Origin of the sequence: Streptomyces sp. NPDC048734 (assembly GCF_043198675.1) — a bacterium.
In the GTDB taxonomy this organism is placed as follows: Bacteria; Actinomycetota; Actinomycetes; order Streptomycetales; family Streptomycetaceae; genus Streptomyces.
The window spans coordinates 252,753-266,965 of the sequence record NZ_JBICUZ010000006.1; the positions used below are offsets into that span (position 1 = coordinate 252,753).

Annotated in this window: 13 protein-coding genes and 1 pseudogene; 5 read left to right on the forward strand and 9 right to left on the reverse strand. The window is 71.8% G+C overall.

What is annotated here, in order from left to right; all coding sequences use genetic code 11:
* Positions 1-15: 15 nt before the first annotated feature.
* The 4 genes from ACGFQC_RS18390 to ACGFQC_RS18405 all read right to left on the reverse strand — a co-directional run bounded on the left by ACGFQC_RS18390 (position 16) and on the right by ACGFQC_RS18405 (position 2,540).
* A complete protein-coding gene (locus ACGFQC_RS18390; RefSeq protein ID WP_393288366.1) occupies positions 16-723 on the reverse strand; it encodes an NADP-dependent oxidoreductase in 708 nt (235 codons plus the stop codon).
* Between the two features lie 232 nt (positions 724-955).
* On the reverse strand, positions 956-1,447 hold the full coding sequence (locus ACGFQC_RS18395; RefSeq protein WP_363090528.1) for a hemerythrin domain-containing protein: 492 nt from the start codon (positions 1,445-1,447) through the stop codon (positions 956-958).
* Between the two features lie 401 nt (positions 1,448-1,848).
* Positions 1,849-2,241: a VOC family protein gene (locus ACGFQC_RS18400; protein ID WP_363090527.1), complete on the reverse strand. Its 393-nt coding sequence runs from the start codon at positions 2,239-2,241 to the stop codon at positions 1,849-1,851.
* Positions 2,238-2,540: a metalloregulator ArsR/SmtB family transcription factor gene (locus ACGFQC_RS18405; protein ID WP_363090526.1), complete on the reverse strand. Its 303-nt coding sequence runs from the start codon at positions 2,538-2,540 to the stop codon at positions 2,238-2,240. The genes ACGFQC_RS18400 and ACGFQC_RS18405 overlap by 4 nt, the downstream gene beginning before the upstream one ends.
* 415 nt (positions 2,541-2,955) lie before the next feature.
* Here ACGFQC_RS18405 and ACGFQC_RS18410 point away from each other — a divergent pair.
* A pseudogene (locus ACGFQC_RS18410) lies at positions 2,956-4,302 on the forward strand (cellulase family glycosylhydrolase).
* Between the two features lie 66 nt (positions 4,303-4,368).
* Here ACGFQC_RS18410 and ACGFQC_RS18415 read toward each other — a convergent pair.
* Both ACGFQC_RS18415 and ACGFQC_RS18420 read right to left on the reverse strand, forming a co-directional pair.
* Positions 4,369-5,406, reverse strand: a complete 1,038-nt coding sequence (locus ACGFQC_RS18415; protein WP_363090525.1) for a LacI family DNA-binding transcriptional regulator — start codon at positions 5,404-5,406, stop codon at positions 4,369-4,371.
* Positions 5,403-7,859 (reverse strand): glycoside hydrolase family 2 protein, encoded by a 2,457-nt coding sequence (locus ACGFQC_RS18420; RefSeq protein ID WP_363090524.1) that lies wholly within the window; start codon positions 7,857-7,859, stop codon positions 5,403-5,405. The genes ACGFQC_RS18415 and ACGFQC_RS18420 overlap by 4 nt, the downstream gene beginning before the upstream one ends.
* A gap of 269 nt (positions 7,860-8,128) precedes the next feature.
* Here ACGFQC_RS18420 and ACGFQC_RS18425 point away from each other — a divergent pair, with 269 nt between their 5' ends.
* The 3 genes from ACGFQC_RS18425 (at position 8,129) to ACGFQC_RS18435 (ending at position 11,412) form a co-directional block, all read left to right on the forward strand.
* Positions 8,129-9,448, forward strand: coding sequence for an ABC transporter substrate-binding protein (locus ACGFQC_RS18425; protein WP_363090523.1), 1,320 nt, complete (start codon positions 8,129-8,131; stop codon positions 9,446-9,448).
* A 153-nt stretch (positions 9,449-9,601) separates the two neighbouring features.
* Entirely contained in the window at positions 9,602-10,570 is a 969-nt protein-coding gene (locus ACGFQC_RS18430) for a sugar ABC transporter permease (RefSeq protein WP_363090522.1), read from the forward strand.
* A complete protein-coding gene (locus tag ACGFQC_RS18435; RefSeq protein ID WP_363090521.1) occupies positions 10,567-11,412 on the forward strand; it encodes a carbohydrate ABC transporter permease in 846 nt (281 codons plus the stop codon). The genes ACGFQC_RS18430 and ACGFQC_RS18435 overlap by 4 nt, the downstream gene beginning before the upstream one ends.
* Before the next feature lie 88 nt (positions 11,413-11,500).
* Here ACGFQC_RS18435 and ACGFQC_RS18440 read toward each other — a convergent pair whose 3' ends face one another.
* The 3 genes from ACGFQC_RS18440 to ACGFQC_RS18450 all read right to left on the reverse strand — a co-directional run bounded on the left by ACGFQC_RS18440 (position 11,501) and on the right by ACGFQC_RS18450 (position 13,244).
* A complete protein-coding gene (locus ACGFQC_RS18440) occupies positions 11,501-11,689 on the reverse strand; it encodes a hypothetical protein (protein WP_363090632.1) in 189 nt (62 codons plus the stop codon).
* A 221-nt stretch (positions 11,690-11,910) separates the two neighbouring features.
* Positions 11,911-12,663: an anti-sigma factor gene (locus ACGFQC_RS18445; RefSeq protein ID WP_363090520.1), complete on the reverse strand. Its 753-nt coding sequence runs from the start codon at positions 12,661-12,663 to the stop codon at positions 11,911-11,913.
* The gene (locus ACGFQC_RS18450) at positions 12,660-13,244 is read right to left on the reverse strand and encodes a sigma-70 family RNA polymerase sigma factor (protein WP_363090519.1); all 585 of its coding nucleotides are present in this window, start codon (positions 13,242-13,244) and stop codon (positions 12,660-12,662) included. Before ACGFQC_RS18450 ends, ACGFQC_RS18445 begins: the two co-directional genes overlap by 4 nt.
* A gap of 235 nt (positions 13,245-13,479) precedes the next feature.
* Here ACGFQC_RS18450 and ACGFQC_RS18455 point away from each other — a divergent pair, with 235 nt between their 5' ends.
* A complete protein-coding gene (locus ACGFQC_RS18455) occupies positions 13,480-14,154 on the forward strand; it encodes an alpha/beta fold hydrolase (RefSeq protein ID WP_363090518.1) in 675 nt (224 codons plus the stop codon).
* Positions 14,155-14,213: the final 59 nt, after the last annotated feature.

Below are 14,213 nucleotides of genomic sequence, written 5' to 3' on the forward strand. Positions count from 1 at the left end.
GAGTGGGGTGATCGGTCAGTCGACGGTGAGGACGATCTTGCCGCGGTTGTGGCCGCCGTCGCTCGCCTGCTGCGCCTTGGCGGCTTCCGCCAGCGGGTGGACGGCGCCGATCGTGGTCACCGGTGTGCCGTCGGCGGCCTGCTGAGCCAGCTCGGCCAGCCGCGCGGCGGAGCGGCGCTGCGGGCCCTCGGCGAAGACGATGCCGAGTTCACGGGCGCGGAAGTCGGCGGTGGTGACGATCCGGTCGGTGCCGCCGCGCAAGGTGATGGAGCCCTCCAGCGCGCCCTTGCCCGCGGTGTCGAAGACGGCGTCCACTCCGTCGGGGGCGAGCTCGCGGACCCGCTGGACCAGGTTGTCCCCGTAGACCAGCGCGGTCGCGCCGAGCGAGGTGACGTACTCCTGGTTGGCCGGTCCGGCGGTGCCGATGACGCGGGCGCCGCGGGCGACGGCGAGCTGGACGGCAATGGTGCCGAGCGCGCCGGACGCTCCGTGGATCAGGAGCGTCTCACCCGGGGCGACGCCGAGCAGGTCCAGCACGCGTTCGGCACCGTCGCTCGCCACGGGCAGGGCGGCGGCGCGTGTCCAGTCCAGGCCTGCCGGCTTGGGCGCGAGGACGGCCGCGGACGCCAGGGCGTACTGGGCGTAGGAGCCGGTGTCGGACCAGCCCAGAACCTCGTCCCCCACCTTCAGGTGGTCGACGTCCTCGCCGACGGCGTCGACCACACGACCGGGAAGGTTTTCCGAGTCACCGGGTACGCGTCACACGGTGTCCGCGGCCGGTGCGCCCGCCGGCCAGACGGCGTGCCGGCGGGCGGCCACGACAAACACCGTTGCAGTGCTGACCCCGGCCGTGTGGCTCGACGGCCCCCGCGGCCACCGGCCTCGCACTCCTCGCCGGGTCGGGTCAGGCCAGGTCCGCCTGTCCCGACCCGAGGGCACCACGACGGGGGACGGGTCAGGAGCCGACGACGCCGCGGACGTTGTCCAGCGTGCCGCAGCCCGCCTTCAGTTGACGTTCCCGCTCCGCCAGGAAGGCCTCCCCCAGCTCCTCGCGGCGCTCCATGGCGACGTTCTCGCGTGCGCCGTTGAGAATCGTCCGCTCTTCCTCGTCGGCGTGGTGGGTGACCGCCTCCACCAGTGCTTCCAGCTTCTCGTCCCACTCCTCGGAGCCGACCTCCTCGACCTCCAGGAGTTCGAGGAGCGCCTTGTTGCCCTCCTCGTGCTCCTCCTCGCCGTGCTCGACCTCGTCGTCGTCGATCTTCTTGTAGCGCTTGAGGGCGGGATACACCTTCGCCTCCTCGGCCAGCGCGTGCGCGATCAGCAGGTCGGCGAACTCGCGCAGGGCGGCGGCCCGGTCGGCTTCGACGCTGCGCATCAGGCGGAAGAGGTCCTCCATCCGGCGGTGGTCCTGGAGGATGAGTTCGACGACGTCTCGTGTCTCGGCCATGGAACAGGCTTCTCTTTCGTACGAGGGAACCTTGCCGGAACCGACTACCCCCGCCCGACGACTTCAGTGTTCCCGGCACCGCGGCGGGGCGCGGGAACGGCGGACGGCCCCGCCCCGAGCCGGCAGGACCGGCGCGGCGGGCGTCGGCGCCGCCGAGCACCCACGGGCAGGTCCACCCTTTCGCGACCCCTTGCGCAGTACCCGCCCCCACCCGTCCCGCGCCTTTCGAGACGGGCCACGGAACATCGGGCGGGGAGACGCGGCACCGACCTCCCCGGGCTGCGCCGCGTCTCCCCGCCGCTCCGCGCACCTGCCCGAAAGATGTCGGCTCATCCCCGCCTGTCGTGGTGCGGCAGCCGGATCGGCCGGACCGTCCCCCGTCCGGCCCGGGAACCGGCCGACTACTGCGGCCTGGTCGCGATCTGGATCAGGTTTCCGCAGGTGTCGTCGAAGACGGCCGTGGTGACGGGGCCCATCTCCAGCGGCTCCTGGGTGAAGCGGACGCCGAGGGCGCGCAGGCGCTCGTACTCCGCCGTCACGTCGTCGACGGCGAACTGGGCGAGCGGGATACCGTCACCGACGAGTGCGTCGCGGTAGGGCTTGACGGCCGGGTGCCCGGCGGGCTCCAGGAGCAGTTCGGTGCCGTCCGGCTCGTCGGGCGAGACGACGGTCAGCCACCGGGCGTTCTCGCCCAGTGGGACGTCGTACTTCTTCACGAAACCGAGAATCTCCGTGTAGAAGTGCTCGGCCTCGGCCTGGTCGTCGACGAAGACGCTGGTCAGATGGATCTTCACGGGGTGCTCTCCTGCGGTCCGGAGGGGTCGGGCACGAGCCAGCGCTCGGCGATCTGCCGCAGCGGCGTCGTGTTCAGGTCGTGGAACTTGTAGCGGCCCTCCCGCCTGGTCTCGACGAGCCCGGCGGCCTCCAGCACGGCGAGGTGCTGGGACACGCCCTGGCGTGAGATGCCCAGCCGGTGCTTCATGGTCAGCCGCGAGCAGATCTCGAACAGTGTCTGCCCGGTCTTCTCGGTGAGCTCGTCGAGGATGGCACGGCGGGTGGGGTCGGCCAGAGCTTTGAAAACGTCATCGGCCACATCCCCCAGAATAGGCAAGAAACCACTTGCCTATCAAGCCGTCGCTCCGGCGTCGGCGCCCCGATCCGGTCGACGCCTCCGCATGGGTGCGGCGCGGACCGAGTGGCCGCACCAACTCAACCGCGACTGAACTTAACCGGTTTCGCTCGGATGGTTGTCGTGCGCCGAGTCTCCTTCCAGCCTCTCTCACGACCGCCGGACGAAAGATCGCCCCTGCCACCCTTTCCCCCTCCGACCGCGGGAAACGGGTAGTGGTCCGCGGCGGTCGTCCGACGTCCCGCCGCCCGGTGCGAGTCGCGCTTCGGATCCGGGCGACGGGATTCCCGGCAGGCGCGCGGCACCCCTTTCCGGGCCGGAGCACAGCCCGGTCCGGCGAGCACGCGTGTCCGCGCCCGTGACGACTTTGGGAGCAGCGATGAGAAGAGGACCGGCCACCGCGGCGGGAGCGCTGCTGGCCCTCGCGGCCTCGCTACCGGCCGCCCCGTCCCCGACGCAGGCGCAGACGCGGGCGGTATCGGGGTTCCACGTCGACGACGGCCGTCTGCTGGACGCGAACGGCGACGACTTCGTCCTGCGCGGCGTGAACCACGCGCACGCCTGGTACCCCACCCGGACGCCCCAGGCGCTGAAGGAGGTCAAGGCGCTGGGCGCCAACTCGGTGCGCGTGGCCCTCGCCACGGGGGACCGCTGGACCGGGACCACCGCCGCCGAGGTGGCCGCCGTCATCACCGCGTGCAAGCGGAACCGCCTGATCTGCGTCCTGGAGGCGCACGACACCACCGGCCACGACGAACAGGCCGGGGCGGCGTCCCTCGCCCGCGCCGTGGACTACTGGATCGGCGTCCAGGACGTGCTGTGGGGTCAGGAGAAGTACGTCGTCCTGAACCTCGGGAACGAGCCGTACGGCAATTCCGGCTACGGGGCGTGGACCTCGGACACGCAGAACGCGATCGCGCGCATGCGTGCCGCCGGTTTCGACCACACCCTCATGGTCGACGCGCCCGACTGGGGACAGGACTGGTCCTTCACCATGCGGGACAACGCCGGAAAGGTCTTCGCGGCCGACCCCGACCGCAACACGGTCTTCTCGGTCCACATGTACGGCGTCTTCGACACCGCCGCGGAGGTGAACGACTAACTGAACCGGTTCACTTCGCAGAAACTTCCTCTTGTGGTGGGTGAATTCGGCAACGACCACTCGGACGGCGACCCGGACGAGGACGCCGTCATGGCCGCCGCCCAGCGGTTCGGCATCGGCTATCTGGGCTGGTCCTGGAGCGGCAACGGCGGCGGCGTCGAGTACCTCGACATGGCCACCGGCTTCGACGCCTCCCGGCTCACCGGCTGGGGCCGCCGCATCTTCGACGGCACCGACGGCATCAAGCAGACCGCACGCGAGGCCGGCGTCTTCGGCTCCGTCCCGGACGACGGTTCCACCGGGGCAAGCTGTGCGGTCACCTGCCGGCTCGGCGACTGGGGCGACTCGTTCAACGCGGACGTGACCATACGCAACACCGCTGCCACGGCCGTCGAGGGCTGGCGGCTCGACTTCGCCCTCCCCGGCGAGCAGAAGCTCGACCACGCCTGGAACGCCCGGGCGACCCAGCAGGGGCGCCAGGTGCGGGCCACCGGCGAGTCCTGGACGGAGACGATCCCGCCCGGCGGCACGGTGAGCTTCGGCTTCAACGGCTCCTCCACCGCGGGAACCAACGGCGTTCCCGCGTCCTTCACCCTCAACGGCAGCACCTGCAGAACGAGTTGACGGCCGCAGGCCGACGCGCGCAGGGCCGCGTCCCCCGGTGGAGCGGCCCTGCGCGCGTCGGCCGGACTACCCACCCGCCCCGGGCGCCCGGGCGGTGGAGCCCCGTGGTGTCAGCGTGGGTGTCGGGGCCTGGTGCGGACCGGTCCGCGTCCCGTCGACCACGTCGAACAGGACCCGCGCCACCTCCGCTCCGAAATGGTGCACGTCGTGGCTCATCGCCGACAGCGTCGGATGGGTGATGCGGCACAGCTGGGAGTCGTCCCAGGCGACCAGCGACAGGTCGTCGGGGACGGTGAAGCCCATCTCGGCGGCGACGCCCGCGCCCGCGACCGCCATGATGTCGTTGTCGTAGACGATGGCGGTGGGCCGGTCGGCGGCGAGCAGCAGCGAGCGGGTGGCGCGGGCGCCCTCCTTCTCCTCGAAGCCCGTGGCGATCTGCCGGGCCTCCTCCAGCCCGAGTTCGCGCATGGTGGTCGCGAACGCCCGCGTGCGGATGGCGCTGTGGCCGAGGTCGGCCGGGCCGCCGACGCGGGCGATCCTGCGGTGGCCGAGCGCGGCCAGGTAGCGGACGGCCTCGCCGACCGCGGAGGCGTCGTCGGTCCACACCGCCGGGAACGGACCGGTGAGGGAGGGGTGGCCGACGGCCACGGCCGGCAGCCCGGCACCCTTGAGGGCGGGCAGCCGGGGATCGTCCTCACGGAGGTCCACCAGGATCGCCCCGGCGATCATCCGGCCGCTCCACCACGCCTTGTGGACGGCGACCTCCTCGTCGAGGTCGCGCACCAGTCGCAGCAGCAGCGAGCACGACCGCTCCGCCAGGACGCTCTCGATGCCGGAGATGAACTCCATGTAGAACGGTTCGAGGCCGAGCAGCCGGGCGGGCCGGCACAGCGCGAGCCCGACGACGTCCACCCGCCGGCTGGACAGGCTGCGCGCGGTGGCGCTGGGGGCCCAGCCCAGTTCCCGGGCCGCCTCGAAGATCCGCTCGCGGGTGGCCGCGGAGACGCCGGGCTTGTGGTTGAACGCCAGCGACACCGCGCCCTTGGACACCCCGGCCCGGGCGGCGACGTCCTTGATGGTGACCCGGTCCGTCGAGCTGTTCACGTCACGTCCACGCAGTGCAGGGCGGCCCGGACGTCCTGTACGTCGACGCTGTCGCAGCCGGTGACCCGGATCCGGACGTGTTCGCCGGGCAGCAGGGTCGCAAGGCCCCGGTCGCCGACGGCGGCCGGGCCGAGCCGGTCTGCCTGGAGCAGGAGGTCTCGGACGAGGGTACGGGCGCTCACCACGACGTCGACTCTATCCCGCTGTCCGGGAACGGGCTCCACGCCGACGTCGTAGACGGGCCGCGGGTAGGCGAAGTCCTTGTCGGCGACCGGGAAGTGCAGGGCGCGCAGTCCTTCCCCGCTCCCGTCCCCGTCCGGGCGGGGGGACGCCCCCGCGTCGGCGACCAGGAACTCCTTCGCCGACCGCGCGTCCGGGACGAGGTCGCGGGGCACCGGGAGCCGGACGACCGAGCGGGGCCCGACGGTCACGTCGAGGACGCTCTCGTGGACCAGGGTTCCGTCCGCCCGCCACCGGCGCAGCGTCACCGCCGTCGGCCAGGGCTCGGCGGCCTGGTTGACCGCGGCGAGCACCGGGCCGTCGGTGCCGGGCTGCAGGGTCAGGAGCCGGTCGGCGTAGACCCGGCGCAGCTCGTGGTAGAGGGGCTTGGGGCGGCCGTCGCTGTCGACGGCCGCCCAGGAGGTGACGGGCCAGCAGTCGTTGAGCTGCCAGACGATCGTGCCCGCGCAGACGGGCCAGTGTGAGCGCCAGTGTTCGATGCCCGCCGCGACCGCCCGGGCCTGCACGAGCTGGGTCAGGTAGTGCCAGCGGTCGAAGTCGCCCTCGGGCAGCGGGAAGTGGCGTGCGACGCCGCGGTCGAGCTTGCCGTTGCCGTCCTCGGCCTTCTGGTGGTGGAGCATGCCCGGGGAGTCGGGGGCGAGCCGCTCGCCGGGCAGGGCGCGCCGCAGGGTGGCCTGCGCGGGCGGCGCCTGCCAGCCGAACTCCGCCACGAACCGGGGGACGTTCGCCCGGTACTCGGCGTAGTCCTGGCGGTTCCACACCTCCCAGGAGTGGTGGGTGCCGTGGGCGGGGTCGTTGGGGTGGTGGTCCCAGGAGCCGGACCAGGGGCTGCCGGCGGTGTAGGGGCGGGTCGGGTCGAGTTCGGCCACGACGCGGGGCAGCAGGCCGAGGTAGTAGCCCTCGCCCCAGGAGTCGCCGGCGAGCGCGCCCTCCCAGCCCCAGTCGCGAAAGCCCCACAGGTTCTCGTTGTTGCCGTTCCACAGGATCAGGGAGGGGTGCGGCATGAGCCGGACAACGTTGTCGCGCGCCTCCGCCTCCACCTCGCCGCGCAGCGGCTGTTCCTCCGGGTAGGCGGAACAGGCGAAGAGGAAGTCCTGCCAGACCATCAGCCCCATCTCGTCGCAGGCGTCGTAGAAGGCGTCGTCCTCGTAGATCCCGCCGCCCCAGACCCGCACCAGGTCGATGTTGGCCCCGGCGGCCTGGGTGAGCCGGGTCCGGTAGCGCTCCGGGGTGATCCGGGAGGGGAAGGCGTCGTCGGGGATCCAGTTGACGCCGCGGGCGAAGATCCGCACGCCGTTGACGACGAGGGTGAAGCCGGTGCCGTGCTCGTCGGCCGAGCGGTCGAGTGCGACCGTGCGGAAGCCGATCCGGCGGTGCCAGGTGTCCAGCGGGCCGCTCTCGTCGTCGCTCAGGACGAGGTGGAGGTCGTACAGGGGCTGTTCGCCGTATCCGCGGGGCCACCACAGGCGGGCACCGGGCACCTCCAGGTACAGCACCGCCTCGTCGCCGGTCAGGACGGCCTCGGCGCGGGCGCCGGCCAGCCGGGCCTCGGCGCGCAGCGTGCGTTCCCGCCCCCGCGCGGTGCGTTCGACCTCCAGCCGCACCTCCACCCGGCCGGTGCCCTCGTCCACGGTGACGAGCGGGCGTACGCCGGCGATGCGGGCGGTGGACCAGTGCTCGAGTCGCACGGGTCGCCAGATGCCGGCGGTCACCAGCGTGGGACCCCAGTCCCAGCCGAAGCTGCAGGCCATCTTGCGGATGTACTGCGACGGCTCCGGGTAGACGTTGGGCCGCTCCCCGGTGACGGCGCGGACGGCCGCGGCCTCGTCGTAGGCGGAGGCGAAGCGGATCTCCAGCGGCCCGGTGCGGCCGGTGACGTCGAAGCGGTAGCGGCGGTGCATGTTGCGGGTCGTGCCGACCGGGCGGCCGCCGAGGGTGAGGTGCGCGGCCGTGTCGAGGCCGTCGAGGACCAGGTCGGTGCGCTCGTGCGCGCCGTCGTGGGTGAGATCCGCGAGATCCGCGAGATCACGGACGTAGGTCCAGGCGCGGCGGCCGACCCAGGCGACCTCCGTCTCGTTGAGTCCGGCGAAGGGGTCGGGGATGACGCCGGCGGCCAGCAGGTCGGTGTGGACGCAGCCGGGCACCGTGGCCTCCAGCAGTTCCCCTCCGTGGCGCAGGCTCCAGCCTTCCGTGAGCTGGGTGACGTCCTTCATGGTGCGGCTCCAATCGCCTGACTCAGGCCCCGGTGGAGGGACAACGGCCGACAACCTAACCGGCTGATCAACGACTGTCCATAAACCGGTCTAGTTGCCTTCGCGATCTCTTCCGGTGCCCCAGAGCGCGTCAGTATCGGCTGCGCGCCACCCACGGTAACGATTGCGTATCGTGCGGGAAATCCTAGCTTTACCGGTTAACCAGCGGCTGCCATAGTGCCCACATCCCACCCGCAGCGCTGAGCCGCGATCCTGAAGGAGCTGGGCACATGGGGAAGAAGAATTCGTTCACGGGAGCGTTTCTGGCCGCCGCGGTCCTGACCGTCGCCGGCTGCAGTGGCCAGGGCACGGTCTCCGGTGAGGCGGCGGAGGCACCCGCCGATCCCGCCGACGCCTCGGGCACCATCAAGGTTCTGACGCACCGCACCGATCTCGTCCAGAACGGGACGATGGACGAGTACGCCGCCGAGTTCCGCAAGACCCACCCCAAGGTGAAGGTGAAGTTCGAGGCCCTCACCGACTACGAGGGGGAGGTCAAGATCCGGATGAACACCGAGGACTACGGTGACGTCCTGATGATCCCGGCCGTCGTCGCCAAGAACGACTACCCGAAGTTCTTCGCCCCGCTGGGCAGCAGCGCGGAGCTGGGCGGCAAGTACCGCTTCAGCGACCGGACCGACGTCGGCGGCAAGATCTACGGCATCACCACCTTCGGCACCGCGAACGGCTTCCTCTACAACAAGGCCGTGTGGAAGAAGGCGGGCGTGACCGCCTGGCCCACCACGCCGCAGGAGTTCCTCGACGCCCTGAAGGCGATCGGGTCGAAAACGGACTCGGTGCCCTACTACACGAACTTCAAGGACGGCTGGCCGCTGACCGCGTGGAGCAACAGCATCGGCTCGGTCACCTGCGACGCCCGGGCCAACGACAAGCTGGCCGGCGCGGTGTCGCCCTGGAAGAAGGGCGGCGAGCTGCACACGATCGACTCGCTCCTCCACGACATCGTCAAGTCCGGACTGTCGGAGAAGGACCCCAACACCACCAACTGGGAGGCGTCCAAGGGCATGGTCGCCAAGGGCGAGATCGCCACCATGCAGCTGGGGTCCTGGGCCATCACCCAGATGCGCGACGCCGCCCGGCAGGCCGGCACCGATCCCGACGACATCGGCTTCATGCCCTTCCCCGCGCAGAAGGACGGCAAGTACTGCGCCGTGCTCGGTTCCGACTACCAGCAGGCGGTCAACGCCCACTCCGGGCACAAGGCCGCCGCACGGGCCTGGATCGACTGGTTCGCGGAGAAGTCCGGCTTCGCCGCGAAGGAGGGCGCCGTCTCCGCGCTGAAGTCCGCCGAGATGCCGAGCACGCTCGCGGACTTCGTTGACAACGATGTCACCTTCCTGGAGCGCTCCGAGGCGAAGACCGGCGAGGTGAACGCGATCGACAACGCGGCCGAGATCGGCCTCAACAAGCCGGACTACCGGCAGAAGCTGGTCGACACCGCTCGCGGCGCGCAGAAGGGCGACCTGGAGGACTTCTTCGCGGACCTCGACAAGCGGTGGAACGAGGCGGCCGGGACCGTCGGCTCCTGACCCCGGCCGGCTCCTTCCCCTCCCCCAGCCGCAACCGGCCCCGCCCCGGACCGAAGGACGGGGCCGGCCGCCCGCCGCGGACCCGTGGACCAGCGGACCAGCGGACCGGCGGACCGGCGGACCGGCGGACCAGCGGACGACGAAAGGCCCGACATGCCCGAGACGACCGAGACGACCGAGACGGTATCCGCGAAAGTGCCGCGCACCACCACCCCGCCCCCCGGCAGGCCACACCGCCCGTCGCCCCGCGGCGGCCCCCCGCTGCTGCGCCGCCTCACCCCGTGGCTCTTCCTCGCCGCCCCCCTCGCCCTGCTGATCACGTTCACCTACGTGCCCGTGGGAAACATGGTCTTCTACAGCTTCACCGACTGGGACGGCGTCAGCCCGGACCGCGACTTCACGGGCTTCGACAACTACCGTCAGATCTTCACCCGGCCCGAACTGTTCCGGGTGTTCTTCGTCAGCTTCTACTACCTCGCGGCCTCCGCCGTGCAGATCGTGATCGCCCTGTACTTCGCGACCGTCCTCAGCTTCGACCTGCGCTTCCGTAACCTCTTCAAGGGCATCCTGTTCTTCCCCTACCTGGTCAACGGCGTGGCCATCGGCTTCGTCTTCCTCTACTTCTTCCAGGACGGCGGCACGCTGGACTCGGTGCTGTCCTTCCTCGGCGCCGGCTCCGACCACGCGTGGCTGGGCGACCCCGCGTCGGCGAACACCTCGCTGGCCGGGGTGTCCGTCTGGCGCTTCACCGGGCTCAACTTCGTGCTGTTCCTGGGCGCGATCCAGTCGATCCCGGCCGAACTGTACGAGGCGGCCCAGTTGGACGGGGCCTCCCGGTGGCAGCAGTTCCGCCACATCATCGCCCCGGGCATCCGACCGGTCGTCAGCCTCAGCGTCATCCTGGCCGTCTCGGGATCGCTGTCCGTCTTCGAGATCCCGTACATCATGACCGGCGGCGCGACCGGCACCTCGACCTTCGTCATCCAGACGGTCAAGCTCGCCTTCCAGTTCAACAAGACGGGCCTGGCGTCCGCCGCCGCCGTCGTCCTGCTCCTGATCATCCTGCTGGTCACCTGGATCCAGCGCCGCCTCGTACCCGACGAGAAGGTGGACCTCACATGACCACGCCGCCCGCCGCACGCCGTCGCCGGATCGGTCCGGCGCTGACCTACCTGTCGCTGGTCGCCGCGTCCCTGATCGTGCTGGTCCCGCTCGCCGTCGTCTTCCTGACCTCGCTGAAGACGTCGAAGGAGGTCGCCGACGGCGGTGCCCTGACACTGCCGCGCGACTGGCTCAACTTCGGCAACTACGCCACGGCCTTCACCGACGGCCACATGCTGTCCGCCTTCGCGAACACCGCGTTCATCCTGCTCTTCTCGATCACCGGAACGGTCCTCATCGGGTCGATGACGGCCTACGCCGTCGACCGCTTCGCCTTCCGCGCGAAGAAGCCGGTCATGGCACTGTTCCTGATCGCCACCCTGGTGCCCGGGGTGACCACCCAGGTCGCCACCTTCCAGGTGGTCAACAGCTTCGGCCTGTTCAACAGCCTGTGGGCGCCCGTCCTGCTCTACATGGGGACCGACATCGTCTCGATCTACGTCTTCCTGCAGTTCATCCGGGGCATCCCGGTCTCCCTCGACGAGGCCGCGCGCCTGGACGGGGCGAACTCCCTCACCATCTACTGGAAGATCATCCTGCCGCTGCTCAAGCCGGCGATCGCCACGGTCGTGATCATCAAGGGGATCACCGTCTACAACGACTTCTACATCCCCTTCCTCTACATGCCGTCGGAGGACCTGGGCACCGTCTCCACCGCGCTGTTCCGCTTCAAGGGCCCCTTCGGCGCGCACTGGGAGAACATCTCGGCCGGCACGATCCTGGTGATCGTCCCGACCCTGCTCGTGTTCCTCTTCCTCCAGCGCTACATCTACAACGGGTTCTCGCAGGGCGCGACCAAGTGATCCCCGGCTCCGCGGACGGCGGCCGTAGAGCCGGGGTACCGCTCCGCGGCCGCCGGGTCGCACGGGACGACGCCCCTCGGTCACCCGCTCAGGCGGCCGGGGCGGGCGCCGCCTTCGTGAAGGGCAGTACGAGCCGGGAGGGGTGGGCGGCGCCGCGGTAGACCTTGTGGGTGCCGGGACGGCCCACCGGCAGGTGGAAGGCGTCCGGCGCCTCCCGTGGGTCGGCGGCGATCGCGCCGGGCGTCGTGCCGGTCGCCTCCGGCACCGGCGTGCGCATGGGCCGGGGCGGCCGCGGTCACCGTCGTCTCCCCGGTGGTGACGACCTCCTGCCGGTCAACGGCAGTGGGGAGCGGCTGCTGGAGCGGCACCTGGCGGGCCGCCCCGGCCGTGCCGCGTACGCGGCACGCACCATCGGTCCTTCCCGCTGCCGCAGAGGTGACGTTCGAGGGCGGGCCGGGCCCCGCCGGCACCGGCGGGGCCCGGCCCGTTCGGGTCCGTTCAGGCGGTGAACACCATCACGGCGACCGGCTCGGAGGTGGGCCGCCGCGAACCGCCCTCGGGTTCCACGGTGATGCCCATTCCGGACGCGCCGTCCAGGGCTCCTGCCATGACGACGGCCTGGTCGGTGCGGTCGGGGTCCATCAGACCGGCGGACCGCATGGTGCCGTGGTCGTCGAACCAGAGTTGGTACACCTTGCCGGAGGGCGGCCGGTCCATCCCGGAGGCGAGGAAGACGGCCTTGTCCCGGCTGCCGGAGACGACGACGGTGCCGGTGGCGCCGTCGGCCAGGCGCGCCGTGCTGGTCCTGGCGTCCGGGGCCGTGAGGACGGCGGCGATCTCGTCGACGCCGCGTTCGGCCCTGCGGGCCTGTTCCCGGGCGTCGTCGGCACGTTGGTGCTGCCACACGGTCGCGCCGCCCAGTCCGGCGGCGGCCGCGACGCAGGCGGCCAGCGCCCACCGCGACATCGTCCGCATGCGCCGGGCGGCACCGGCCGAGCGCGGGGGCACGGGTCCGCCGGGGCTGTCCTGCCGAACGGTGGTGATGCGGCGCAGGACCTGCTCGCGCAGTGCCGGGCCGGGCGTGGCGGACGTCGCCAGTCCGAGGCGGGCGGCGGTGGCGGACAGCTCCGCGGTCTCCTCCACGCACGGCGCGCAGTCCTCGAGGTGCCGCTCGAAGTCCTCGCGTTCGTCCGCGGGAAGCGCGTGCAGGGCGTAGGCACCCGTCATGCGGTGCAGATCGGCGGTCGTCACGCGCTCACCCCCAGGCAGTCGCGCATCCGGATGAGCCCGTCGCGCAGTCGGGTCTTGACCGTGCCGAGCGGAAGCGTGAGCGCCTCCGCCACCTCGCGGTACGTCAGGCCGCGGTAGTACGCGAGCGTGACGGCCTGCCGCTGGATGTCGGTCAGGGTGCGCAGACAGCGCCGCACCTGCTCCCGCTCCAGGCGTGCCTCGACCTGCTCGGTCACCTCGTCGTACGCGGGTGTCCGGTCCAGCAGCGCCGCCTTGTGATCGCGGACGGCCGCGGCTTCCACGGAGCGCACCCGGTCGACGGCCCGGCGGTGCGCCAGCGTCAGGATCCAGTTGATGGCGGTGCCCCGCTCGGCCCGGTAGCGCGGTGCCGTACGCCACACCTCCACCAGGACCTCCTGGGCCACCTCCTCCGACTGGGCCTGGTCGCGCAGGACGGCGCGGGCGACCCCGAGGACCGACCCCACCACGGCGTCGTAGACCACGGCGAACGCCTTCTCGTCGCCGAGAGCCACCTGGCCCAGCAGTTCCTGCAGGTCCGGCTTGGCCGAGGGGTTCGTGCCGATGTAGACGGCTTCTTTCACAAAGGTCCTCCGAGGTCGGGCTTTCCCGCTGGTAATCCGGTCCCCGGAGGGCGGCGGATTGGTCCCAGTCGTACCCCGCTCGGGCACGGCCACGAGTGGGGTACGAGGAGGCGGGCACGAGGACGGGCGAAAGCGCGGCGCCCGCGGACCGAGCCGTCGGAGCGCCGGCGACGAGTCATCGGTGGATCACCGGTCGTCCCGGCCGGGAGGCCCCCGCGAACGCCGAGGAGCACCGTTGCCCGCGTCCGAGAACGAAGCGCCCTCGCAGGTGGCGGTCGAGCCCGCCGACGCCTTGCTGACACGCCGCGTTCCCCGTGCGGCCCGCGCCGCGGTGCTGTTCCTGCACGGCGGCAGGTCCGACAGCCGGGACCCCTCACGTCCCTGGCATCTGGCGGCCGTGCGGATGAGGCCCGTGGTGCGGGCCGTCGCCGCCGCCGTGCCGGACGACGTCTTCCTGGGAGCGGTGCGCTACCGGGTGCGGGGCTGGAACCAGGATGCCGCCGATCCCCTGCGGGACGCCCGGCGGGCGCTGGCGGAACTGACCCGTCTCGTCGGCGACGTCCCGGTCGTCCTGGTGGGCCACTCCATGGGCGGGCGGGCCGCCCTGCGCGCCGCCTCGGCGCCCCAGGTGCGGTCCGTGGTGGCCCTGGCCCCGTGGTGCCCCGCCGGGGAACCGGTCGCGCACCTGCGGGAGAAGGGCATCATCGTGGTCCACGGGGACCGCGATCGCGTCACCGACCCGCACGCATCGGCGGCGTACGTACGGCGGGCCCGCCGGGCGGGCGCCCGGGCCCACTTCCTTCCCGTGACGGGCGGCGACCACGCCATGCTCCGCCACAGCGGAACCTGGCACCGAACGACGGGCTCGGCCGTCGCCGATCTGCTGGCGGCCGGGCGGGGCCCGGCGTAGGGCCCGCCCCGGCGCGGCGCGAGGGGTGGGCGGACGGTTCGGGGACGGAGGCCGGGATG

Excerpts from the sequence above, each read along its gene's own strand:
- ACGFQC_RS18395 (WP_363090528.1), bottom strand. The coding sequence starts at position 1,447 with ATGGCCGAGACACGAGACGTCGTCGAACTCATCCTCCAGGACCACCGC.
- ACGFQC_RS18420 (WP_363090524.1), bottom strand. The coding sequence starts at position 7,859 with ATGAAGGACGTCACCCAGCTCACGGAAGGCTGGAGCCTGCGCCACGGA.
- ACGFQC_RS18425 (WP_363090523.1), top strand. The coding sequence starts at position 8,129 with ATGGGGAAGAAGAATTCGTTCACGGGAGCGTTTCTGGCCGCCGCGGTC.
- ACGFQC_RS18430 (WP_363090522.1), top strand. The coding sequence starts at position 9,602 with ATGCCCGAGACGACCGAGACGACCGAGACGGTATCCGCGAAAGTGCCG.
- ACGFQC_RS18435 (WP_363090521.1), top strand. The coding sequence starts at position 10,567 with ATGACCACGCCGCCCGCCGCACGCCGTCGCCGGATCGGTCCGGCGCTG.
- ACGFQC_RS18440 (WP_363090632.1), bottom strand. The coding sequence starts at position 11,689 with ATGCGCACGCCGGTGCCGGAGGCGACCGGCACGACGCCCGGCGCGATC.